Annotated in this window: 20 protein-coding genes and 1 pseudogene; 8 read left to right on the top strand and 13 right to left on the bottom strand. The window is 62.2% G+C overall.

Annotation, left to right across the window (positions count from 1 at the left end; translation table 11 throughout):
- Positions 1 to 48: 48 nt before the first annotated feature.
- From ACQ86E_RS31540 to ACQ86E_RS31515, 6 genes and pseudogenes are all read right to left on the bottom strand, one after another.
- Complete coding sequence (locus ACQ86E_RS31540; protein WP_431203269.1) at positions 49 to 1,281, bottom strand: autotransporter outer membrane beta-barrel domain-containing protein; 1,233 nt, start codon at positions 1,279 to 1,281, stop codon at positions 49 to 51.
- A 378-nt stretch (positions 1,282 to 1,659) separates the two neighbouring features.
- Positions 1,660 to 3,308: pseudogene (locus ACQ86E_RS31535) on the bottom strand (acyl-CoA synthetase).
- A gap of 25 nt (positions 3,309 to 3,333) precedes the next feature.
- Entirely contained in the window at positions 3,334 to 5,223 is a 1,890-nt protein-coding gene (locus ACQ86E_RS31530; protein ID WP_431203268.1) for a TRAP transporter large permease subunit, read from the bottom strand.
- Between the two features lie 29 nt (positions 5,224 to 5,252).
- Entirely contained in the window at positions 5,253 to 6,284 is a 1,032-nt protein-coding gene (locus ACQ86E_RS31525; protein ID WP_431203267.1) for a TRAP transporter substrate-binding protein, read from the bottom strand.
- Between the two features lie 691 nt (positions 6,285 to 6,975).
- Positions 6,976 to 7,407 carry a hypothetical protein gene (locus ACQ86E_RS31520; protein ID WP_431203266.1) on the bottom strand — a complete coding sequence of 144 codons (432 nt, stop codon included), beginning with the start codon at positions 7,405 to 7,407 and terminating at the stop codon, positions 6,976 to 6,978.
- A gap of 480 nt (positions 7,408 to 7,887) precedes the next feature.
- The gene (locus ACQ86E_RS31515; RefSeq protein ID WP_431203265.1) at positions 7,888 to 8,391 is read right to left on the bottom strand and encodes a DUF29 domain-containing protein; all 504 of its coding nucleotides are present in this window, start codon (positions 8,389 to 8,391) and stop codon (positions 7,888 to 7,890) included.
- A 278-nt stretch (positions 8,392 to 8,669) separates the two neighbouring features.
- Between ACQ86E_RS31515 and ACQ86E_RS31510 the strand changes: the two genes are divergently transcribed.
- The 6 genes from ACQ86E_RS31510 (at position 8,670) to ACQ86E_RS31485 (ending at position 11,588) form a co-directional block, all read left to right on the top strand.
- Positions 8,670 to 9,194, top strand: coding sequence for an SMODS domain-containing nucleotidyltransferase (locus ACQ86E_RS31510; RefSeq protein ID WP_431203264.1), 525 nt, complete (start codon positions 8,670 to 8,672; stop codon positions 9,192 to 9,194).
- A 43-nt stretch (positions 9,195 to 9,237) separates the two neighbouring features.
- Entirely contained in the window at positions 9,238 to 9,555 is a 318-nt protein-coding gene (locus tag ACQ86E_RS31505) for a hypothetical protein (RefSeq protein WP_431203263.1), read from the top strand.
- Positions 9,485 to 10,144 (top strand): SLATT domain-containing protein, encoded by a 660-nt coding sequence (locus tag ACQ86E_RS31500; protein WP_431203262.1) that lies wholly within the window; start codon positions 9,485 to 9,487, stop codon positions 10,142 to 10,144. Before ACQ86E_RS31505 ends, ACQ86E_RS31500 begins: the two co-directional genes overlap by 71 nt.
- 189 nt (positions 10,145 to 10,333) lie before the next feature.
- Positions 10,334 to 10,555, top strand: coding sequence for a hypothetical protein (locus ACQ86E_RS31495; protein WP_431203261.1), 222 nt, complete (start codon positions 10,334 to 10,336; stop codon positions 10,553 to 10,555).
- Between the two features lie 107 nt (positions 10,556 to 10,662).
- On the top strand, positions 10,663 to 11,274 hold the full coding sequence (locus tag ACQ86E_RS31490) for a hypothetical protein (protein WP_431203260.1): 612 nt from the start codon (positions 10,663 to 10,665) through the stop codon (positions 11,272 to 11,274).
- Positions 11,271 to 11,588, top strand: coding sequence for a hypothetical protein (locus tag ACQ86E_RS31485; protein ID WP_431203259.1), 318 nt, complete (start codon positions 11,271 to 11,273; stop codon positions 11,586 to 11,588). The genes ACQ86E_RS31490 and ACQ86E_RS31485 overlap by 4 nt, the downstream gene beginning before the upstream one ends.
- A gap of 370 nt (positions 11,589 to 11,958) precedes the next feature.
- Here ACQ86E_RS31485 and ACQ86E_RS31480 read toward each other — a convergent pair whose 3' ends face one another.
- The 4 genes from ACQ86E_RS31480 to ACQ86E_RS31465 all read right to left on the bottom strand — a co-directional run bounded on the left by ACQ86E_RS31480 (position 11,959) and on the right by ACQ86E_RS31465 (position 18,035).
- A complete protein-coding gene (locus ACQ86E_RS31480) occupies positions 11,959 to 13,536 on the bottom strand; it encodes a hypothetical protein (protein WP_431203258.1) in 1,578 nt (525 codons plus the stop codon).
- A gap of 75 nt (positions 13,537 to 13,611) precedes the next feature.
- Positions 13,612 to 14,505: a hypothetical protein gene (locus ACQ86E_RS31475; RefSeq protein WP_431203257.1), complete on the bottom strand. Its 894-nt coding sequence runs from the start codon at positions 14,503 to 14,505 to the stop codon at positions 13,612 to 13,614.
- 61 nt (positions 14,506 to 14,566) lie between these two features.
- The gene (locus ACQ86E_RS31470) at positions 14,567 to 16,879 is read right to left on the bottom strand and encodes a ThiF family adenylyltransferase (protein ID WP_431203256.1); all 2,313 of its coding nucleotides are present in this window, start codon (positions 16,877 to 16,879) and stop codon (positions 14,567 to 14,569) included.
- Between the two features lie 4 nt (positions 16,880 to 16,883).
- Positions 16,884 to 18,035 (bottom strand): metallohydrolase, encoded by a 1,152-nt coding sequence (locus ACQ86E_RS31465; protein ID WP_431203255.1) that lies wholly within the window; start codon positions 18,033 to 18,035, stop codon positions 16,884 to 16,886.
- Positions 18,036 to 18,319: 284 nt separating this feature from the next.
- On the opposite strand from ACQ86E_RS31465, the gene ACQ86E_RS31460 reads away from it, so the two are divergent.
- The gene (locus tag ACQ86E_RS31460) at positions 18,320 to 19,894 is read left to right on the top strand and encodes a DUF2235 domain-containing protein (RefSeq protein ID WP_431203254.1); all 1,575 of its coding nucleotides are present in this window, start codon (positions 18,320 to 18,322) and stop codon (positions 19,892 to 19,894) included.
- An 18-nt stretch (positions 19,895 to 19,912) separates the two neighbouring features.
- Complete coding sequence (locus ACQ86E_RS31455) at positions 19,913 to 20,458, top strand: hypothetical protein (protein WP_431203253.1); 546 nt, start codon at positions 19,913 to 19,915, stop codon at positions 20,456 to 20,458.
- 81 nt (positions 20,459 to 20,539) lie between these two features.
- Here the strand turns inward: ACQ86E_RS31455 and ACQ86E_RS31450 are convergent, their stop codons facing one another.
- The 3 genes from ACQ86E_RS31450 to ACQ86E_RS31440 form a co-directional block, all read right to left on the bottom strand.
- Positions 20,540 to 20,809: a hypothetical protein gene (locus tag ACQ86E_RS31450; protein WP_431203252.1), complete on the bottom strand. Its 270-nt coding sequence runs from the start codon at positions 20,807 to 20,809 to the stop codon at positions 20,540 to 20,542.
- 269 nt (positions 20,810 to 21,078) lie between these two features.
- On the bottom strand, positions 21,079 to 21,705 hold the full coding sequence (locus tag ACQ86E_RS31445) for a DUF6036 family nucleotidyltransferase (RefSeq protein WP_431203251.1): 627 nt from the start codon (positions 21,703 to 21,705) through the stop codon (positions 21,079 to 21,081).
- A complete protein-coding gene (locus ACQ86E_RS31440; protein ID WP_431203250.1) occupies positions 21,705 to 22,091 on the bottom strand; it encodes a hypothetical protein in 387 nt (128 codons plus the stop codon). Before ACQ86E_RS31440 ends, ACQ86E_RS31445 begins: the two co-directional genes overlap by 1 nt.
- Positions 22,092 to 22,488: the final 397 nt, after the last annotated feature.

Genomic DNA, 22,488 nt, shown 5'->3' with positions numbered 1-22,488 from the left:
GCGAGCGGAGAGGGGCCCGCTCGCGCGGCCGTCAAATAACCGGCCGCGTCACCACACGTAGCGCAGCATGGCCTTGCCGGTATAGGAGCGCACGAGGCTCGACAGCTCACTGTCAAGATTTGCCGAGGCGGACCAGCCGTCCACGGCGCGCAATTCGAGCGCCATGCCCGTCAGGACCGAATTCGGAGCAACTGCGGTGCCGCCGACGAGAAGTCCCTGGCCGGGCAGCGACTGGAACGCCGCCGGAATCGGTTGCCCGGCGCTGAAATCATGCGCCCAGGCAAATCGTCCGCGCAGATTCATCACACGACCAAGCGACGCGAAGGACGTGCTCGTACGCAGGCCGAGCTCGGTGCGGCTGTCGGTGAAACTGTCGCTGCCGGACGCGGCCGGCGACGCATCGACGGCGTAGGCCGGCTGCGCCGTATTGGAGGGCAGACTGAAAGTTGTGATCTGCGCGGCTGCATAGGGTGTGATGCCGAGCCAGCGCGTGGCAATACGATAGCCGCCTTCGAGCCGACCGGAATAGGCGTTGGCGTTGATGGCCTCGTTGAGCTGGCCGGTGCCTGCCGGCGTCGCCTGATAATCGCCGGTGATGGCCTGCCACCCGTAAGCGAGCGCGGTTGCGACATAGGCCGATCCATTCGAATGCCTGACGAAGGCACCGGCCTGAAACAAATCGGAGCGACCGCTCGAAAAATTGTTGGCAAAGCCGGTGCCGCCGCCGGCGAGCGCGAAGCCCATCCGCGTCTGCGGCGAGAGTGCGTAGTCGGCGCCGATCACGGTGCCAAAGCTCCGGCTGGCGGCGCCGCTGCCGCCAGTCGACACCTGCGATCCGGCGAAGCGGGAAGCCCAGACGCTCCATTGGGCCGTCGCAAGTGAGGGCTTGCCGTAGAGCGCGGCATAGGCCTCGCGGCCGATGCCGCCGTGCGTGGGATCATTCCCCATCACGGCGTAGGCGGAGAGTTCGGCGTCGAATTCAGCCGGCGCGATGCCGCGGCCGTCGATGGCGGGATCGAGCAGGGTCTGCGTGAACTGCGTCATCGCCAGAAACGTGGCCTGCATCGTCTCGCTCCGCGAGGCGCGGTCGGTGCCGCCGCCAAAAGACTGCCGCAGGCCGCCGAACCGCGCATCGACGGCAAGACCCTGCTGCGGCTCGCCGTTCCAGCCGTAGCCCGGCTGTACGCCACCACCATTGCCGAACCAGACGCCCGGGAAACCCTGCGCCTGCGGAGCGCCATATCCAGCGCCCGAAACATTGCTGAAGCCGTAGGCCTGCACATTCGGGGGCGGCGATCCGAGATCCTTGCGCGCCCGAAAACGCGCCGAACTCCGCGCATCACTTGCGCATCAGCCGCGCGTGGCAGCAGCAGACCGGCCGTCAATAGCAGCAGCGGCAGACGCGCACGCACGTCCGCGCTCACGACACCAACCGCATGAAGCGCCCCAACAGCGCCGGTCGCCGGCCGCGCAGCCCGCGCGGCGAAACATAGGGAAACAGCAGAATCCGACGGAGCTGAATCGTAAATGCGTCTCTAACGTTTTCCAATCTTTTCCTGTCGTGTCGCGCTGTCGTCAAACCCGCGCGATCGGTTTCAGGACGCCGCACAATCATCGTGCAGACACAGTTCGTGTTTCCGAATGTGTCTGAGAGTCCGCTCAGGCGGTGATCGCCTTCGCCGAGCCAACCTCGTTGCGCAGCAGGAATTTCTGGATCTTGCCCGTAGACGTCTTCGGGATTGGTCCGAACACGACCGCCTTCGGCGTCTTGAAGCCGCTCATATGCGTGCGGCAGAACGCGATGATGTCGGCTTCGGACGCGCTTGCGCCATCCTTCAGCTCGACGAAAGCGCAGGGCACCTCGCCCCATTTCGGATCGGGCTTTGCGACCACGGCTGCGAACAGCACGGCCGGATGCTTGTAGAGGATGTCCTCGACCTCGACGGACGAGATGTTTTCGCCGCCGGAGATGATGATGTCCTTGGAGCGATCCTTGATGGTGACGTAGCCGTGCTCGTCGAGCACGCCGAGATCGCCGGTGTGAAACCAGCCGCCCTCGAAAGCCTCTTTGGTCGCCTTCTCGTTCTTGAGGTAGCCCTTCATCACGATGTTGCCGCGGAACATGACTTCGCCGATGGTCTCGCCGTCGCGGGGCACCGGCTGCATGGTCTGCGGATTGATGACCGTGACGCCTTCCTCGAGCGGGTAGGGCACGCCCTGACGCCGCTTCATCCGCGCGCGCTCGGCGGGCGGAAGCTCGTCCCAGCCCGGCTGCTCGGCGCAGACAGAGGCGGGGCCGTAGACCTCGGTCAGGCCATAGACGTGGGTAAGCTTGATGCCGATGTTTTCCGCGCCTTCGAGCACCGCAACCGGCGGTGCTGCACCGGCGATCAGCCCGACCACGCGGCGGACGGCACTGCCCTTCGGCGCATCGGGCGCGTTGATCAGCGTGTTGTAGACGATCGGCGCGCCGCACATGTGGGTGACGCCGTGCGTCCTGATCAACTCGAAGATCCTGGTCGGCTCGACCTTGCGCAGACAGACGTTGATGCCGGCGGCTGCAGCCATGGTCCAGGGAAAGCACCAGCCGTTGCAATGGAACATCGGCAAGGTCCAGAGATAGACCGGGTGCTGGCCGAGATTGCCGGCAAGAATGTTGCTGACGGCGTTGAGATAGGCGCCGCGATGATGGGTGACGACGCCCTTGGGATTGCCCGTGGTGCCCGAGGTGTAGCTCAGTGCGATGGCGTCCCATTCGTCGCGCAGCGGGATTGCGACGAAGTCCGGATCGCCTTCCGCGATGGCGGCCTCATACTCGATCTCGCCGATGCGCTTGCCGCCTTTGAAGGACGCATCGTCGACATCGACAACGAATGGCTTCGGCCCCTTCATCTGTGCGAGCGCATCGGTGATGACGCCGGAAAATTCGGGGTCGACCAGAATGATCCTGGCGCCGCCGTGATCGAGCTGGAAAGCGATGGAAGGCAGATCGAGACGGATGTTGAGCGCGTTGAGTACGGCCCCGTCATCGGCACCGCGAAGTGCGCCTCGTTCATCGCCGGAATGTTCGGCAGCATCGCCGCGACGGTATCGCCGACCCCGATGCCCTTGCCCGCAAGCCAGGACGCAAAGCGCTTGCAGCGCTCATGCGTCTGGCGCCACGTGAAGCTGCGGCCCTCATAGACCGTGCTGACGTGATCGGGATAGACCGCCGCGCTGCGGGCGAGGAAACTCAGCGGGGTCAACGGCACGTAGTTGGCGGGGGTCTTGTCCAGGCCGCTATTATACTGGTTCTGTCGCTCGCTCATCGACACCCTCCTTGAACGCCGCCCTCTACAGGAATCCGATCGAGATCCAGGGGAAGATCGCGACGATGATCAATCCCACCAGCAGCGCCAGCAGATAGCCCCAGATCGGCCTGATGCCTTCGGCCGGATCGACCTTTCCGATGGCGCAGGCGGCATAATAGCCGACGCCGAACGGCGGGGCGAATAGCCCGATACCCATGGCCAGAATGATGATCATGGCGTAGTGCACCTCGTGCACCCCGACGAGGCGCGCGATCGGAAACAGCAGCGGCCCGAACAGCACGATGGCCGGTATGCCTTCCAGCACGCTGCCGAGGACCACGAAGGCCAGGATCGAGACGGCGATGAAGGTCGCCGCGCCACCCGGCAAGCCTGTCATGGCCGCAGCCAGCGAGCGCGAGAAGCCGGATTGTGTCAGGCCCCAGGCCATGCCCGTAGCGGTTCCGATGATCAGCAGGATCGCTCCCGACAGCGCAGCAGTCTCGACCAGCATCGGAAACAGCCGCCGCCAGTCGAAACGTCGGTAGACGAGGAGGCCGACCGCGGCGCCGTAGACGATGCCGATGGTGGAGACTTCGGTGGCCGTGGCGATGCCCTCGACTACGGCGTAGCGGATCACGAAGGGCAGTGCGAGCGCGGGCAGGGCGACGATGAGGCTCTTGCCGATCTCGCCCGCATTGGCGCGGCGGACATGGCTCATGTCCTCATGGCGGTAGCGCCACCACACCAGCATGCAGAGCGTGATGGCAAGCACAACGCCGGGCAGCAGGCCGCCGGTGAAGAGGGCTGCGATCGACACCCCGGTGACCGAACCGATCGTGATCAGCACGAGGCTCGGCGGAATGGTCTCGGTCTGGGCGCCGGTAGCCGCAAGCAGCGCGACGAGATCGCCGGGCTTGGCCCCGCGCTGCTTCATCTCCGGGAACAGCACGGGCGCGACCGCCGCCATGTCGGCCGCCTTGGCGCCGGAGATGCCGGAGACCAGGTACATGGCGCCGACGAGCACATAGTGCAGGCCGCCGCGGACATGGCCGAGCAGGCTTGCGAGGAACGCCACCATGGCCCGTGCCATCCCGGTCATTTCGATCAGGAGGCCAAGGAAGACGAACAGCGGCACCGAGAGCAGGATAAGATGGCTCATGCCCTCGTCCATCCGCCCGATCAGCACCATCACAGGCGTGCGCGTGGTCAGCGCCAGATAGCCGAAGATCGCAAGTCCGAAGCCGAATGCAATGGGAACGCCGGCCAAGACGCAGAAGCCGGCGACGCCGACGAAGAAGATGACGAGGTTGATATTGCCGAGCGGCCGCAAATACGGCTGCCCCAGCCAGAACAGCCCGACGATGGCCGCAACGGTGATCACGGCCGTCAGCACCATGCGGAGATCAGCGGCGCGCAGCAACCGCAGCAGCGCGAACACCGCCATCAGGCCAACGCCGGCCGGCAGCGCCGCGGCTCGCCACATGTTCGAAATCTGGAGCGCGGGCGTCGTGATAAAGCTTTCCTCGAAGGCGTAGTCCGCCGATGGCCAGACGATCAGCAACAGGAACGCCAGTGCCGCGCAGGTCGCGACCAGATCGAGATAAGCCCGCATTGCCGGCCTGGCGCTGGCGACGATCGCGGTCATGCGCATGTGCTCGGAGCGGCGGAATGCCACCGCCGCGCCCAGCATTGCCAGCCACAGGAACAGGATCGAGGCGAGCTCATCCGACCAGATCAGCGGCCGGTGCACGCCATAGCGCGCGACCACGCCGGCAAACAGGATCACGATCTCGGCGACGACCAGGATCGCAGCCGGAACTTCGACGGCGAGACCGAGCATGCGCTCGAGCGAGGCCAGCAACGAGGACCGGCGAGGGGACTGAAAAGTCGCCTCGCCCACCACTTCGGTTAACTCGACCCCGACATGAGCCATCCTGATACGACCTCGGCGGCCCCAACGCGTTACGACAGCTTGCCGACAGCCTTTTCCAGCAGGTCCCAGGCCTGGTCGCCATACTTGCCTTTCCACTCGGCATAGAAGCCGGCGGAGCGCAGCTTGTCACGGAATGGCGCGACGGTCGGCTGGTTGAAGGTCAGGCCCTTGCCGGCGAGCTCTTGCTGAAGGTTCGCATTGAGCTTGGCGGTATCCTCGCGTTCCTTGACGGCAGCGGCGTTGATGTTCTTGGCGACGATGGTGCGCACGTCCTCAGGCAGCGCGCTCCAGGCCTTGCGGTTGGCCAGGAACCAGAAGCCGTCCCACATATGGTTGGTCAGCGAACAGTATTTCTGCACCTCGTACAGCTTGGCGGTCGAGATGATCGCCAGCGGGTTTTCCTGGCCCTCGACGATCTTGGTCTGGAGCGCCGAATAGACCTCGGCGAAATTGATCGAGGCGGGCGCGGCGTCGAACGCCTTGAACATCGACGTCCACAGCGGCGACACCGGCACGCGGATCTTGAAACCCTTGAAATCGTCCGGCCCGGTGATCGGCTTACTCGACGACGTGGTCTGGCGGAAGCCGTTGTCCCAGATCTTGTCCATCACCTCGAGCCCGGCCTTCTTGATTTCGCCGCGCACGAAGGCGCCCAAGTCGCCGTCCATGCCCTTCCAGACGGTGGGATAGTCCGGGAAGGCGAAGCCGATGCCATTGATGGATGCCGCCGGCACCAGGGTCGACAGGATCAGGCCCGACAGCGTGAAGAACTCGACGCCGCCCGAGCGGATCTGGCTCAGCATGTCGGTGTCGGAGCCGAGCTGGTTGTTCGGGAATATCTGGAGGTCGAACTTGCCGTTGGTCTCGGTCTTGATCGCCGCCGCCATCTCGCGGGCGCGGATGTTCAGCGGATGGGTGTCCGGCAGGTTGTTGGCGTATTTGTAGGTGAACTCAGCGCTCTGGGCGCGAGCCACATGGGGCGCACCGAGGCCGCCTAGGACCGCGGTCGCGGCGGAGGCCTTGAGCAGCGTGCGTCGGGAAAAGCGCGTTGAAAACACCATGGGTCTGCTTCCTCGGAAGTTTGTTCTTGTTGTGAGACGCAAACCTATACGGACGTCGGGCCAGAAGGTCATCTGCGATCTCGCGAAGCTCGCTTATTGCAGCCGGACAACGTCGCGGCAATATCCGCTTTCGGCAGATGCGTCAGACAAAATCTGCGAAAACAACCCCATGCACAGTAGCCGTCATGCGCTGCGCCGCCGGTTGAGGGGCAAGCCGGAAAGAGGCCTGGAGCGAAGGCGCTGTGGCAGGAGATTTATCTAAGTATCGGAGAGAATTATATATAAATATATTCCATAATATACCTTATGCGAATCACGGATACAGGTCCGGAGCGATCGGACCCTGATTGTCGTTCGCGTTTGAATTTGTCACTGGGGCCTTTGGTTGATTTTGTCACTCGCCTACTGATGCAATTGGCCTTTCTGGCCGGCGGCGTCTTCACGCGTGTCGCGGCTCGATCGGCCCCTGGTTCTGGAAGACTCAATTCTGTCACTGGCGGTGTTGGCGCTTCGAGATTCAATTTTGGCACTGAGCGATAGCTCGGCCTATCGCAGGATAACTTACACTGCGATAGGCCGAGCCACGCTGCGCTCGTCGACGGGATCTACCGGCCGGTCATCGGGGCCGGGTTTGGGCTGTTGCTGGCGCACCCTGAGCCTTGTGCAGGCTGCGGCGCTTGATTGGATCGGCCTAGGGGCAAGCGCTCGGACGAGCGGTCATCCTCATGGGATGCTTGTCGTATCCGAGCCAGACTGTCTTGCCTGGCGGACCGAAGCGCACGTCCCGTCGAAGTACTCTAACGTTGGCGACGGGCTCGGCGGGCGTGTTCGTCGCGTCGCTCCCGACAATCACGCAGCGGCCACCAAATACGCAATCGTCCTTTTTCCAGCGCCAGCCGTCCTCTTGGGCCTTTCCGTAGACGATGTCGCCGCCGGGAGCATTGAGCAACGGCACTGCTGCTCCTCCCAGAATGTGATCAATCCCCGCGGCAGTACGTCCCATCTCAGCGCGATCAATCAATCCAATTTCGGGATCCACAACGATCACCGAGACGGTCTCTCCCGATTGCGCAGGTTCCGGAAGCGAGATTGGGCTCACCCAGCGGATCAGGCCTTCAAGCATTTCGAGACTCGACCGCGCTGCTGTACGGTCTCCGAAGGAATTCCGCCGTCCAAGGACGATCGCAGAGCTGCGAATAGCCTTCGACCCTCCTAACGAAAACCCGGCATCGGCGCCCTCTCCTTCGGCGGCCAGGATTACATCCCCATTGGGAAGGGTCGCGAGGACGCGCCTGGGAGACCCGCACAATCGCCTGAGCTCAGCGGGTGTGGGGTCTACCTCCTCGACGACAATCCGTCGCTCGAACGGGTCTATTGCAACAGCTTTCACGCTACTTATCCGATCTGCGTCTTTGCAGAATCATCGGTCGACGCACCGCGGTGGTCAACCCGATCGGCAAGGCTTGCGCCGGAGAGTTGTGAATTCCCGGTTACCGTTGGGCTCTCTAAGCCCAAGTTTGCGCTCTCGTTCGGCCGGACGGGTAAAATGTGGTCAGCGCCACCAACGTTGATCATGGCGCATACTGCCCTGTGGGCTTGATGCTCAGATGCCGTGCTTGGCCACTGATTGGATGGCGGCAGATGGGAGTTGTGTCGCTGCTCCGGGGTCGAATTCTGGGTCAAGAAGATCATCGAGCGAGAGCGGACAGGTCGACGGCAATTGAGGTACGACTGCCCCGCGATTTTCCAAGGTGCGGGTAGCTCCGTTGCAGGCGACACGCCAGATTTTCTCAAGATCGAGTCGCTGCTTCAGTCCTGGCGAAAAGGCCAGGACGGCATCGCCTTGGAATGTGACGATTTCCTCAAACCAACGCGTTAGAGTCTGACTTTCAGGTTCAAGGGCTGATTTCAGCAAGTGAATTAGGGTTTGTCGAAGTAGACTAGATATCGCCGGGATTTCGGCACGTCCCATCCCTTCGATCTCTTCAGCCAGATCGTCGATGTCAAGGCGCGTGTCTGCAGGGGAAGTTGCCCTAAGGATGCCGGCTTGCTCCCGGGTCCACCCGTAGAAATCTGTGTCGTGTTCACTGGCTTGTTTCGTCAGCATGAAACCTCCGAGCACCTGAAGATAAAGGCGGGCGGAGCATAATCAAAGGGAGAAGCCTTCGACCAAGCGAGGATCGGGCTGTCTATCCGGGGCTGGAGGCTGTTGACAGACGTAGCTCTGGCCGCGGCCGGCTGCGGCGGCCGGGGTGACGCATTTCCTCGCCGGCTCAGGTCCACTCGGCGGGTCGGACCTGTGGACGGCAGGGCAATTCGCACTTGTAAGTGCACCCGCCCTCCCCACATCGAACGCCGGAACCAGCCGCAAGGACACTGCACGTTATGGGCGTCGGGGAAGACTTCCAAAAATTCAAGGACAACTACCAGATCACGACTGAGCTAATCACATCGATTTCCTATCGTTACAAGCGCATCACCCGTCAGCTCAACACAGATTTCTGGAACACGAATTCCGAGACAGCACATAGTCTCTATGTCGGCTCTTACGGTCGTGACACCGCAGCCCGGGGCCTGAGCGATCTCGACATCGGCTTTATCCTGCCCAACGCCGTGTATCATCAGTACAACGCCCATCAAGGCAACGGACAATCCGCGCTGCTTCAGTCCGTCAAGCGATCGATCCAGAAGACCTATCGGACCTCGGAGAGTTTCGGCGATGGCCAGGTCGTGGTCATCTCGTTCGAGGACAATTTGACCTTCGAGGTGCTGCCGGCCTTTGAGAACCAGAACAGCGATAGCTGGACCTATCCGAACGCCAACAATGGCGGCAGTTGGAAGGTGTGCAATCCTCGAGCTCGAGATCGCTGCAATCGACACACGCAACGCCCTCACGAACAAGAACCTTAAATATCTCGGCCGAATGATGCGAGTGTGGGCGCGACACTGTGCGGTGCCGATCAGTGGCATTCTCATCGACACGTTGGCGTATCAGTTCATCGAGACATATCCGCACCGTGACAAGTCGTTCTTGTATCACGACTTCATGGCGCGCGACTTCTTCGACTACCTCGCGAAACAGAATCAGAACCAGACCGTCTGGCGTGCGCCCGGAAGTGGTTCTCACGTGCACCGCAAGGGTGTGTTCGAATTCAAGGCGCGTAGCGCATATCTACGCGCGACGGAGGCAATCCAGTACAATGACGACAATCATCAATGGTCCCGAAGGCAGAAATGGAAAGACGTGTTTGGATCCCTCTATCCCGGCTGACCCAGAGCGCGTCGCCTTCGAAAGTCAGGTGCGAGAGAGTTTCGGACGCTGCGCCTACACTCACAAGACGCACGAGAAAATGGCCGAGGGCTATGCCGCGCGCCTCACGCACATAAAACTCGGCCAGATCGTGCTGTCCGCGCTGACCACGGGCGGCGCCGTCGGCGTGATATTTGATCGCAATTCGGTCTTCTACCCCTACGCAACGGCCCTGCTCGCCATCTCTCTCCTCATCCTCAACAGCTACGTCAAGGACATCGATCCCGGCGAGGCTGCCCAAAAGCATCGCGAAGCGGCTTCCGACATCTGGAACATCCGGGAAGCCTATCTCAGCCTGCTCGCGGACATACGCGACGCTTCGATTTCGCTCGCGGAGCTCCGCCGACGCCGCGACGAACTGCAGGCCCAACTCCACAAGATTTATCGCATCGCTCCCCATACCGACGCGAGGGCTTACGGCAAGGCTCAGGACGCTCTGAAAAACAAGGAAGATTTGACCTTCACAGACGCCGAAATCGACGCCTTCCTGCCGGCACCGCTGAAGCGGGGCGCCAATACCGACCTCATTAAGTCTGAACCGAACTCTTAGATGCTGTCAACCGCGGTTCTGTCCAGCGATTGCGGCGTCGGACTTGCCGGCCCGGGGCCGGAATCCCGAAAGTCTCGTTGAGCTCGGGCTCGAACCCGGTCGAATGACTGCGGTGCAGAAGCATGCCAACGCATCACAAGCTAATCGAGCAGAACTGATGAATCGCTGCGGCTGTTTCGGCGACGAGAGTTGGCCGAGACCGCGTCGAGCTCTCCGGCGCCCTCGCCCATCATCGCCGCGACGGTGCGACGACGTCATCGAGGGTTGGGTGGTCCTGCCGATGTTCTCGTCGTGACCGCCACCATCGGCGGCGCGGCTAACGTGGAAGCCGTGATCGAGCGCCAGCATGCCGACCCAGGCTTCCTCTCGGCACTTCGGAAGATCTCGAAGAGCTACAAGGCGCCGGAGTGACGGTATTGCCGATCACCTGAGCAACACTTGAATTCGACTAAAATTGTGTCTCCCAGATCCGCGTGATCCTAAGCAGCTTCGGTTATGCCTCATGATCGAGGTATCGGATGAAAAAGTTCTTTGTTCTTTCCCTGACCTTGGCGACACTCGCGCTGCCGATGAGCTCCGCACGCGCGCAAGCCGTGGCCCTGCCGATGGGCGCGAGCGCGGCCGTAGCCGGCGGTGCCTATGCGGGTAAGAAGGCGATGGGTGCCTGCATCCGGCACCCATTTCTGTGTGCAGCGACCGTCGCCGTAGGAACTGCCTACGTCGGCAAGGTGGCTCGCGAGAAGCGAAAACTGGATGCGCATACCCCAGCCTGCGACGGCGACTATGTTCCGGTGTATCGGGCGGTGGGCAAGATCGAGCGCTTGGAAATTGCGGCCATCCAGCGCTATGTCATTCTCCAGACCGGGATAGGGGCGAAGCAGTTCATGCTCAGGTTTGAAGACGCCAAGTGGATCGCGGGCTTCAATCAGCAGTACGAAACGACGGCGACCAAGGAGATGTTCATCGTGACCTCGCGCGTGTGCGCAGCGACCTTGACCATGGCCGACAGGTTCACGGACGCCGGTCGGGCCGTGGTGTCGTTTGGTCAGGAAGGCCTGCAGATGGTAAATTTGGATGCATCCCGAACCGGAGGCATCCAGGAGATTTGGGCCTCGGGAGTCGTGAAATGAAGACTTACAAGGTCGATCTGATCGCGGACGTGGAGATGACGGGAAACGATGCGCATCCCCCTGTGCTGACGACGGCAGTGCGTCCCAACTTCGTTGTCGGGGAGCACTACTGCGTGTGCTTCATTCTAGAGACCACTCCACCCGAGGGGATTGCTCTTCATGGCAAGGGCTCTTTCCGGGCGCATGTCATCTGCGCTGAACAGGCGCGCCCGGTGTTCACTAACGGTGGCGAGTTCGAGCTTCGGTCCGCCAAACGTGCATTCGCGAAAGGACGCTTTCGAGAAATCGTTTCGATCAACGAAGCCGCAGCGTGACGCGAACGGAATCCGCTCTCAGCGGGCTCGAAGGCGTGGAAAACTCGCTGCAATCGGCACGCGCCTTGACCCGGCCCTGAAGGGCTAGGCTTGCGCTCTAGGTTGTCGGGATGAGGGTTAGCTTCCCGGTGCCGGCATTTATGACGCACGCTGCCAGCGCCTCGCGAGGGGCCAGTGACGCGCGTCATGGCCATCGTAGGCGCTGCCCTCCGACATCGACCCACGGGCGCGAATTCCGCTCGCCGGGCGAGCGGGGTGCGGATTTGGGGGCGCCCCCGCGCATAGGATCGACCTAGGCCGGCATAAGATGACCATCATCGGCGCAAACGGGCCGCGAAGCGCTGAAGCGCAACCCGATCGCCATCGGTCATCAGAAAGCCGCGTGATGGATAGTCTTCCGTGCCTCCATGAAGGACCCGTCGATCGTCGATCTGCGACACCAGGTAGGCGAAAGGTGGATTGAAGCGTCGAAGCGACCAGCCGGAGGCCGCATGCAATTCTTCCGCATCGACGGTCCCGGTCCCAGATTTGCCGAGAGCAAGATCGACCAGCGCCACCACGTCCGTTTCGGGGTGCTTTGCCCGGTATGGGGATCGAACGTGATAAAAAGCTCCGCGGTGGTGAACATCCGCGGAAGCCGCGTGGAAATCATCGAGCTCGTTCTCAGATAGCCATCGCTTTCGAGCTCGGCGACGGCAAACGCCAAATCGTCGATGTTGGATTCCGGAAACGCCTCGATGAGGTCTTGCTCGGGAATGAAGCAGTCGAAGCCCTTTTGGGATTGTTCCGATACCCACAATCCTATCCGGATCGCCAATGGCCCGAGTTCGCCGATCTTCAACTCGGGCTTCTTCTTTGCTGGCGGCGCGATCAGCGGAATGCTCAGCCTGTCCTTAGTCGGCGGCGGAGCTTCGCCTGCAGCGAGCCATCCGTCGAGACCGTCGATCACCAACTGACCAATCGCGGCGAACTGCAGGATGTCGTCGCCGACCAGAGGCACCGTTTCGCCCAGGCGGGCCTCCGCAGCATGTTCGGCGAACTTCGCGTCGGCCACGCCGAGATTGTGTCCGATGACATGCCGCTTCTGGATGTTCAGCGTCAGGACGGCGAGAGCGTCGGCCGTCAAAGTCCCGAACGGATCGAAGTCGAACTCGGCGAAGCGCTTGCGGCCGCGCTCGATGTTCTGAAAGTCGTTGGCGACCGGCTTCGTCGCCGCGACGTCCGGCGGCCGAGTGGTCGCCTTGTATAGGTATACCGTCTTTAAGGTCGCTTCGAAGGCCGTCAGTACGTCTTCATGCGCATTGCCCATCATCCTATAGGCGAGTTCACGCCTTTCAGAGCCGAGTTGGCCCGCGAGTTCGACCTGCTCCCGGACCAGCGCGATTTCCCGCGCAAAGTGCAGGTGAATATTGGGCGCTCCGCAATCCGGGCAGAACAGGGAGATGGCGTAAACGCCGTAGTCCCGGCCGCACTCGTCGCATACCAACTCGCGGAGAAGATCGTTTCGAGCGAACCGCGGTGCGGGTTTGGGCGACGGCCGTGCGCCAGTCGTCACCTTGAAAGACTTGTTGCCAGCGTTCTTCCGGGCGAGGTCATCGAACATGCCGTGGATTGCCGCCGCAGCGTCGGCGTGAAAGGCATGAGCGACGATTTCCTTGGCAGCCGCGAGGTCGTCCGGATGGGTAAAGTTCTCGTCGTCGTCCAGAACGCCGCTATACGGACAGACTGTGCCTGGCGTACCGGGCGCGTGCGTCATGCGAGACGTCAAGGCCTCGGGTAGAGCGAAATCCGATACTCGGTCGCCCAGAAGAAAGAGGCGCGGATGTGCGTCCTCGTTGGGTGAATACCGGTACACCCGGCCATCCGGCGTCTTCGGCAGCGGAATGCCAAGCGTCAAGTTGTTGCCAGAACCACCCGTTTTGTATTTCTCCAAATTCCGCAAGCGCATGAGTCCACCTCGGATAGTTGATCGTTGAGCCGATGGATCGACGCGAGGAGATGCATCTCCTCCTCGCGTCTGAGATCATGATTCCTCACCTTCCGAGCGAGTCTGCCGGGACCTGGTTTCCCCGGTCGCGGTCGATGCCCGCCGCGGACGTTTTGCGGATGAGGCCGCCGCCGGCTGGGCGGCGGCCGGCACCTCAAGCGTGTCGCAGCAGGCCAGCACGGCCCGTGCGAACTGATCGCCGGCGTCCCGAACCCAATCGTCGCGTACGACGGCAAACCATGCCGTCAATGCGACCAGATCGACGCAGATCGCTCCGATCGCTGCGGGCTTGATGGCGGCCAACGCCGCGAGAGGTGCCGACATGGAGAAACTGGACACGGCCGGGATGATGTTGTCGTAGCGCCAGACGACCGTGAGAACTGAAATCAGAAGAGCCGCCAAGCAGGCAGCGACCCCGATCGGTTTCAATCCGCGCAGGTTCCGGCGAAAGCCGTATTCGGCATTCTCCTTCTCGACGAGTGGATAGGCTTTCCCACGGCAACGTTCCTGAAGCCACTTCACCCCCGATGCGTACATGGCGTCCGCGGCCTTCGGATCCGCCCTCTCCTGTTCCGGGTTTGGCGTAACGAAAAACGGCACGTTCTTCGCGAAGAACGCGTGGTATCGGGCCAAAACCGGCGGCGGAAGGAGTTCTTCGCGATGGCGCAGCCAGATCGTCGATGGCCAAGCTCCCCATTCAGCCAGGAGCCGCTTCTCCACCTTCTTGCCGCGCGATCTGCTCAGGACGCTCAAGCCATACAGGAGCCCGCAGGATGTCGCGATGGTCACCAGCGTGGCGCCCCAGCTCGAGGTGACCAGCCGAGGAAACCACGCGATCGCAGTGAGGATGATCGGAAACAGCGTGAGCAAGCCCGGAAACAGGCGAGCCTGTCGTGAATAGGGATCGAAGAGCTTCGAAATGTCGATCATCGGATCGCCCCTGTACAGTCGTGGCTCCTGGCCGGCGACAGGTCTGGAGATCTCGGATCCATCATCTTGCCACCTTGACCACGGCGCTGTGCGAGCTGGCGGCCCCGGACAAGGCTTCAGCGGTGAAATGGACGTATCCAGCCGGCGTATGGATCAGCATCAGCAGCGGAAAATACTGGCGGATCGAAAGCAGAGCGGCGGTCTTCACGTCCTTCCTGGACGGGCCGCTGGGGACGAGATGATTGTGCCAGGTCCCGAGCGCGTAGAGTGCGCCGCCAGATCCTTCGATCAGATCTTCCAGCATGGGCCTCAGTCCCTCGGTGCCCAGCACGAACTCGTCGCGCGAGAATTTGCTGTCGGGCGGCGCGGGCATGGTGCCTACGACGTGGAAGACGTTGGCGACGTCCGAATATCGGCCGACGATGATGCCGCCCGTCTCCGAACCACGGCGCGCAGCGACCTCTCGCCGGATCGTGTCGTCGACCTCGGGACTAAGGCGCACGACGCTGTCCGTGCCGTCGCCTACCACGATGCGCGGCCGGATATCCTTGCGATGCCATATCTGGTTCAGCCCATCGGCCGCCAAACTGCCGACCAGCACCTCGCCGGTCTCGGGAAGACCGTCGCGTTGGAGCCGGCGAATATGCTCGGACATCGGCGCCGCGAACGAGGACAAGCGACCGTCCGACAGCGGCATCGTGATGGCCGCGCAGCCCTGACCGATCGCGATCGCTTCGGCCTTCGTGTTGAAGACCTCGTTCCTGAGGGTGGGATCCGAATGGATCAGGCGATAGGCCTCGCAGATCAGATCGGTCGCCGACGGGTTGGCCGCCGGCCCCTCCACCGACATCAGGCCGACGCTTCCGATGCCCAGCATGCATGCCTCGACCACGCGGGGCCGGTCGACCGTAACTCCAGGCAAGACCAGCGCCTCGCGCACGCTTGCGGAGCCGGTCGTATTGACTACGGCAAAGCTGTCTCGGGCGACCAACGGGGCGATCGATTGGTCATCGAATGCGCGCGCGACGACGTCCACGACGTGCGGCACCGTCGGCTGCTTGAGGGTCGCGAGTGCCTCGGCCAGGTAGTGCGCCTTTGGAATGGACCAGAAGCTTTCGACTTTCGTGTCGGAGGGAAGCGTGGCGTAGCGCGCGAAATTGTGAGCTTGCAGGATGCCGTCGTCGATGAGGGCCGCGGGTCCCCGTCCGGACCTGGCGAGATGAACGGCGAGTTTGGATCCGGTGCTTCCGCAGCCGAGGAGCGTCCACGGACGCAGCGCCTGCCCGTCGTCGCCCGCAGCGCGTCGCAGCAATTCGGGGGATACTTCATCTCGGTGCGTGGCGGTTCTGACCAGCTTGCCGCTGCCTGACGAGAGCGCCTCGCCGCCGCGCAATTCCACGACGTAGGGGCATATCTCGATCGGCGAAGTCGTGCCGATCACCTCGAACGGGCGGCGCGCCAACAGAATGACGGCTATCGGCTGCTTCTCCTTCAATTTCGATTGCGAAACCCGCTCCTGCAGGATTCCGAGCTTCGGCTCCAGGAATTCGCGGCAGCCCAGTTCGGCCGCCCGCTTCAGGAGCTCGTCAATCGTCGTGACCGTTTCCGGAAGATAGCGATCCGCCACGAACGGCCGACCGGTCGGGAGCTTTCCCGACCACGCGACCAAGGCATTGGTGATGCCCCTTCTCCCTCGGGCACCGACCGGCTCGAACCACCACTGGTCGGCCATTTCCGGCCGCAGCGGCAACTTTTCTCCTGGCGGAACCTCCATGCGATAGGTGACGAGTTCGCCGCGATCGGAGGCGTAGTACCAGGCCGCGAAGACAGCGCAGCCGCCGTCGCGGGTGGGCAGACCCGTCAACCAGGTCGGATCCGCGACGATCACGTCGTCGATCCCGTCACGCCGCACCGGCTCCCAGCCGTGCTCCTGATCGATCAGCTGCGCCATCGCAGCCTTGTCCAGCCAGTCGACCAGTTGCTCGAAAAGGCCGCCTATTCCGCGAACCCGCAGAACCTCACGCGGCGAACCGGCGACGAGACACGGTTCAGGTGGACCGCCGTCTCTCGAGGGCTGAATGTGCGGATGGCTGCGATTGAAGTCCGCGCGGAGGCGGATAAGCGGCGCCCCCAGGGGATATCCTGCCGTGAATATGAACGTCACGGGCTCGACCGCGCGGACGCCCGACGGGCTCTCGCCCGCGGCCCTCCATGCGTTCGGGAGCTCGGTCCGGATCTCCACGATGGCCCGGATGGCGTCGCTTCCTTCGACCCGTTCGGCGGTCACCCGTTCGACGGACGGGTGAGCCTCGATCAGGCGCAGCGCCCGTCGGACGGGTATGGGAATGTCGTCTGCCGCGGAGATCGCCGCCATCGGCTCATCCGTGGGCGAGCGGCTGGCTTCCGATACCGGTACCGGCGGCGACGCTGACGGCGACCGCAGCGCGCTTGATGCGCGGTCCGGCCGAAGTGACCTCGATCGCCAGCGGGTCGTCGCCCGGACTGTCGGCGACGCACTTGAATTCGCCCTTCACGGGATCGAGGATATCGACGTATTCGCGCTTCGCACGGATGCACGGCGGATCGTTCTTGTCGTCCTTGATGGTCTTGCTGCTGGCCACGATCAGCGCGCCATCCAGCGGCTGCCCGAGGGCGCTCCGGGCGGGCTCGGACACCTTGGCTTTCTCGCCCTTTTCGGACCAGCTATCGTAGGAAAGGCTGTGCCACGAACAGTGGTGCGGAGCGATCAGAACGTCGTACTGCAGACGCTCGGGCCACTTCTTGTTGCGCTCCCAGATGCGGTCCCAGATCGCGACTTCGGCGTCGCCGCCGAGAAGGAAGCGCCCGCGGGTGACCTTGGACACCTTCAGGTCCAGACGCATGATGACGCTGGAGTTGTTCTTCGTCAGAACCTCCTCCTCCGCTTCGTCGTCGGCAGGCATCGGCGCCAGCAGCCGCGCCTCGAAGGAAGTGTCCTGTACGCCGCAGATCTTCGAGAACACCTCGTCGACCCTCACCAGGATTTCCGTCAGGTCATCGGTCTTGCCGTCGACGTCCTCGCCCAGGATCAGGATGCGGTTGCCGTCCTCGGCGGTCCGTTCCTTCTTGAACCTGTTGGCGCGGCGGCGGGCCTCGTCGCGCCAAGCCTCGGCGTCGGCGCAAAGGACGTGATCCTCGTCCTTCGCCTTCGCCCGGCGGAACACGATCGGCGAGGACCACATTTCACGGATGATGATCTTGTCGTCGGCCTTCACCCAGGTCGACGGGTCGCCGAGATGGAAGTGCTTGACCAGGCCCCGGATGTGGTCGGCGTCCGGATGGGTGTTCAGAAAGCCATCGACGAACAGCCTCCCCTTATCGTCCCGATCGAGCTTGTTCCGGAGCTGTTTCCCCACGTTGGGGGTGTCGTCGTCCTCGTCGTCGGCCGCCTCCCGGATGTTGATGTCGGTCAGGATCCGGCGACCGGACTCGGTCTCGAACAGCACCATGTCGCCGTTGTCGACTTTGAAAAGTGATGCTTTAACTGCCATTCCCATCCCCCTGATTTAACGATCGAAAGGTCGGTCGCGGCTCCTTGACCGATTGCAGATCGGACGGGCGCACTTAAGAAGATATGATGGCAATTTGGCCACGCAAGATGTGCTACCAGATTAATTTTATCACGCTATATATATGAAATTGTTCAAGTTTTAATCATCTGGAACCGGCTTTGTTCACCCGGTGTTCTTGGTTTTCTAGCCGAGAGGCGGCATGATCGCGAAATTGGGGTGGCACCGGCGTGAGGCCGGCCCCGCAGCGGATGAACAGGTTCAGGATGAGCAAGAACATCGTCGTCTATTCCGACGGAACCGGCCAAGACGGCGGCGCGCGTCCGGAGCAGCGCATCAGCAACATCTACAAGATGTACCGTGTGAGCCGCGACCACGCGGACACGGCCATCGATCCGTCCAGGCAAGTGGTCTTCTACGACGCGGGCCTTGGGACGGATATCGGCGCTACCGCCCTCACCGCTCCGGTGCGCTTCGTCCAGAAGATGCTCGGATCCATCGCGGGCGACGGCATCAAGCGCAACATTGCCGACTGCTACGAATTCATCATCAACCACTACGAAGACGGTGACCGGATATTCCTCTTCGGGTTCAGCCGGGGCGCCTACACGGTCCGAAGCCTGGCGAACCTGCTGATGCTCTGCGGCGTCCCCAAGAAGACGCCCTCCGGCCCATTGATGCGCTACCGCAAGGCCGTGAAGGACATCGCTTGGGAAGCTGTGGATACCGTGCTGGAACACGGCGCGGGCCACCCGCGTGAGCAGTTCGAGGCGGAGAGGCTCGAACTGGCGCGGCGATTTCAGACCAAGTACGGCTCCGGCGACGGCTTGGATGCCAACGCCGCGGCATATTTCGTCGGCGTGTTCGATACGGTCGCTGCCCTCGGCGCCAGCGGTCCGCGACGCCGGATGATCCAGGCCGGCTTGACTCTCGGCGTCGCTGCCCTCGCCTTCTTCGCTTCGCTCGTTCCGGCCGCGATCATCGGTGCGCTGACGGCCATCGTCTCGGAGGCCGGCCTGCTATGGGGCTTTATCGTGCCGGCGTGGCTGGTCACGCATCTGGCGATGCTGATTGCCGTCTTCTGGTTCTGGAAACGGCAGCGAACGGTCAATCTCAAGACCATCTACGACTTCCCGAACAAGGGCGATCCGCCGCGCTCTCATACCGCCGAGTGGACGGGCAAGAACTTCGATCGCCTTCTCAGCAAACACGTACGTTTTGCACGCTCGGCGAACGCGATCGACGAGACGCGCAAGGATTTCGCCCGGGTCGGCTGGGGCGGCACCGAGCCGTCTGTGCACCCTGCAACGCCGGGTGTTCCGCGTCTCATCCAGCTCTGGTTCGCAGGGAACCACTCGGATATCGGCGGATCTTATCCGGAACCGGAATCGCGTTTGTCGGATATCGCCCTCGCCTGGATGTGCGAGCAGGCCACGTCCATCCCGGACGGCTTGATCACCGGGCCGGTCTACGTGGACGGGATCAGGATGCCGAAGACTGGTGACAACGGACCGGCACTGAACGTCTTCCCCGGCGCGAACGGCGTTCAGCATTGCGAGATCGCGGGCATGCGCGACACGCTCGACGCCTACGCCGCCAGTCTGCCGAAATGGCGATGGCTCCAAAACCTCGTCGGCACCAGGAACTGGGAAGTCGAAGTCCGCGAGATCAACCACCAGGCGCCGGTACATCCGACCGTGCGCACGCGCTTCGACCTGCCGGAAGTCAGACAATGTGCTGGCGTCGGCGCGTATCGCCCAACCGCACTGGCGAGCCATGACGACTTCAAACGCTACTATCCGCAGGTGGAGTCGACAGCACAGTCGACCGGGCCCGCCTAAACGTTCGAGGAGACGCTCTTGGTCGCGCTTGCCGACATCAAAGCTGACCTGCCGGATTGGCCGGACGACGTGGTGGATCAATGGCTATTGAACTTGGCGAACCAGGAGGGCATGGGCTGGCCCCCACCGGTCCCCTTCAACGGCCATCGGTGGCAGTACATCATCGTGAAGCCGGTATCGTGGTGGAAGAAGGTCACGTGGACGAAGGAGTCGCGCGACTGTGGCTTCGACGAGCTGTCGCTTAATTCCCGCAAGATCATGAATTCCATGTTCGAGGCGTTGGTCCTCGGAATCGAGAATGGCTATGGCGGCGACAACAGCAAGAAGCGCTTTGAATCTTGCGTGAGCTACCTGGCGGTGAAAGGACAGTTCCCCCGCGTGCCTGTCACCATGCCGATAGCAACGGGTTTAAGTGTCCTCGACGGCAATCATCGAGTTTATTCGCTGACGTTTCTGCAAAGCGTTCCTGAACCGGAATTGAAGAAGCAAGGCATCAATCGCCCTTCCGTCATCCACGATGTTTGGGTAGCGAAGCATGCGGATGGGGAGGTTTTGGATAGCTGACGTCGATCGAGCAAGTGGTCGCGCGCAGTACACCCGACAGCGCCGCAATGGCGGGGCCCTGCCGAGAATTGTTCCGGGCCGCTAGTTCGACAACCGAGAGACTTCGGCGACCCTTAGAGGCTCGCAGGAAACCTGAAACTCGCCATCACCGTCGAACCTCTTTCCCATTAAGTGAAGAAGCGCGCGCCCATGCACAACAGGCACGGGGTGCGCTGTCATAATTTCCGGATCTTCCGGAAAGCTCGGCCCGACGATGTCGCGAACGTTCTGGACGCTCAAGGACGTGCTCGCACCCTCAAAGAGAAGCTCGTCGGTCTCCGGATGCCAGACGCAAACTACGATCGCGAGCATGAAGATGTTCCTTGGGGCCACCGGTCCGGCCGCTCCGACAAAAAGCCGGTGTCGGCTGCCTCGACTTGCTTCCGTTTCGCGCAGTTAGATCATCTCGATTGCGATGGGGAGCGGCGCAAAAGATCGTTGGAGGCATCGAAAGATACATTGACGGCCCTCCATCGAGCCAAGCGCTCCGTTGCTGTGGTCGTCGGCTGCGGCCCGGACTCTAAATATCGGGAAAATGTAGGGCACTTGATCCCTTCGCCCTCCCCTCGAACCGCGATGACCTACGGCAACTTCGGTGCTTCCGGCTTTTTCTCGGGCCTCAAGCTTCTGATATAGGCAATCGCTCGTTGCTGGAGTGCCGGATCCAGATTTGTCTCATGTATCCGCCGTTCGACGAGGTCTAGGTCAAGCGGGCGTTGCGCATGAATGGCCTCGACGAATTGCTTGTCTCTGTCATCCAGTCGCGCAAGTTTGGAGGCGATCAAATCCTCCGGAGCCGGCGCTATGCCGTACACGCTTCGTCCTGCGACTTCGGTCCTTACTTTGATCGCGCGAACCTGCCAGCCCGCCGGCAGTTTGGCCGTCGTCTCGTCGACGCCGTCGATGTAGAAGCCGTGAGTACGGTGGAATTGGCTGCCCTCACCGAACAAGCCGTCGATGTGCTCCGATGCGACGTTCGGATCGCCGCCCGGCGACTTGGCATTTTCTTCCAGCTCCCAAATCCTAGCGTTCTCCGGGAAAGCGTCGATCTCCGGCGATGCTCTTGCCGGCTCCGGCGCATCGGGCATCGATGCCAGAATGGCTTGGCTGCCGACGACGAAGACGTTGTCGGTGTTGAATTCGAAGGCCAAGGCTCGGACGACCCGGAGAAGGTCATCCATAGTCCGTATGCCGCGATCTTCGGCCATCAAGGACCTCCCGGAACAAGGAAGTCAGGCTGCGCAGACAGGCTGCGTTTGACGATCCGTCTCGCCGCCTTCCTCAAGCGGACACGGGCATGGTAGTCGCCAAAATCGACTCCCTCGGCGAGCCAGAACGGCGAGGTATTACGCAGCCGCACCATCTCGCGGTCGCGGCTGACGAGTTTAGAGGCTAGTTCCTTGGGAGGTAGCGCAAGCAGTTCCTGCCACTCGCGCACGAAGGGCCAGCCGGCGAACTGACTGGCTTGGCGCTCATGAGCCAACTTCGCCTTCTCGACCAATGACGGGTCGCGGCGAAGCATCCGCACGATCAGCCGATGCATCATCAGCTTCGCGGTGTCGCCCACTATGCCTTCATTTAGCCCGTCGCCCATCGCGTGGAGCGCCTCTCCGCCCGCTTTTCCGACCGTCGTGTGGACCTCAGAATATAAACAAGCAGTGGGCAACAAAAAAGGGCGCAAACCGAAGCGGATCGGAGATGGTTACCGCTTCGGCGGCGACTGCCTAGGAGTTTCGTCGCAGTGGTCCCGGCGGGGCCGTCGGCCGCATCCCCGCCTCTTTGCAGCGTCCTGCAGGTCACTTTCGCGATAATGGCCGAAGCGATGGAGACTTGAAGCGCGTGTGCAGAGCAGCAACCATAGGACGTAAGAAGAAGGTCTGGGTTGCACTTTCGGAGAACGGAACGTAACAACGCAGCGCTCGGCAGTCGCGCCGCCTTTCCTCTGCTCGCGCAACAGATATTTCGATTCCAAAAGCTTTTTCAGGCGAGAG

The organism is Bradyrhizobium betae (assembly GCF_050632175.1).
Taxonomy (GTDB): Bacteria; Pseudomonadota; Alphaproteobacteria; order Rhizobiales; family Xanthobacteraceae; genus Bradyrhizobium; species Bradyrhizobium betae_B.
Note: the sequence above shows the minus strand (reverse complement) of the source record. Positions and strands in the feature narration are given on the sequence as shown.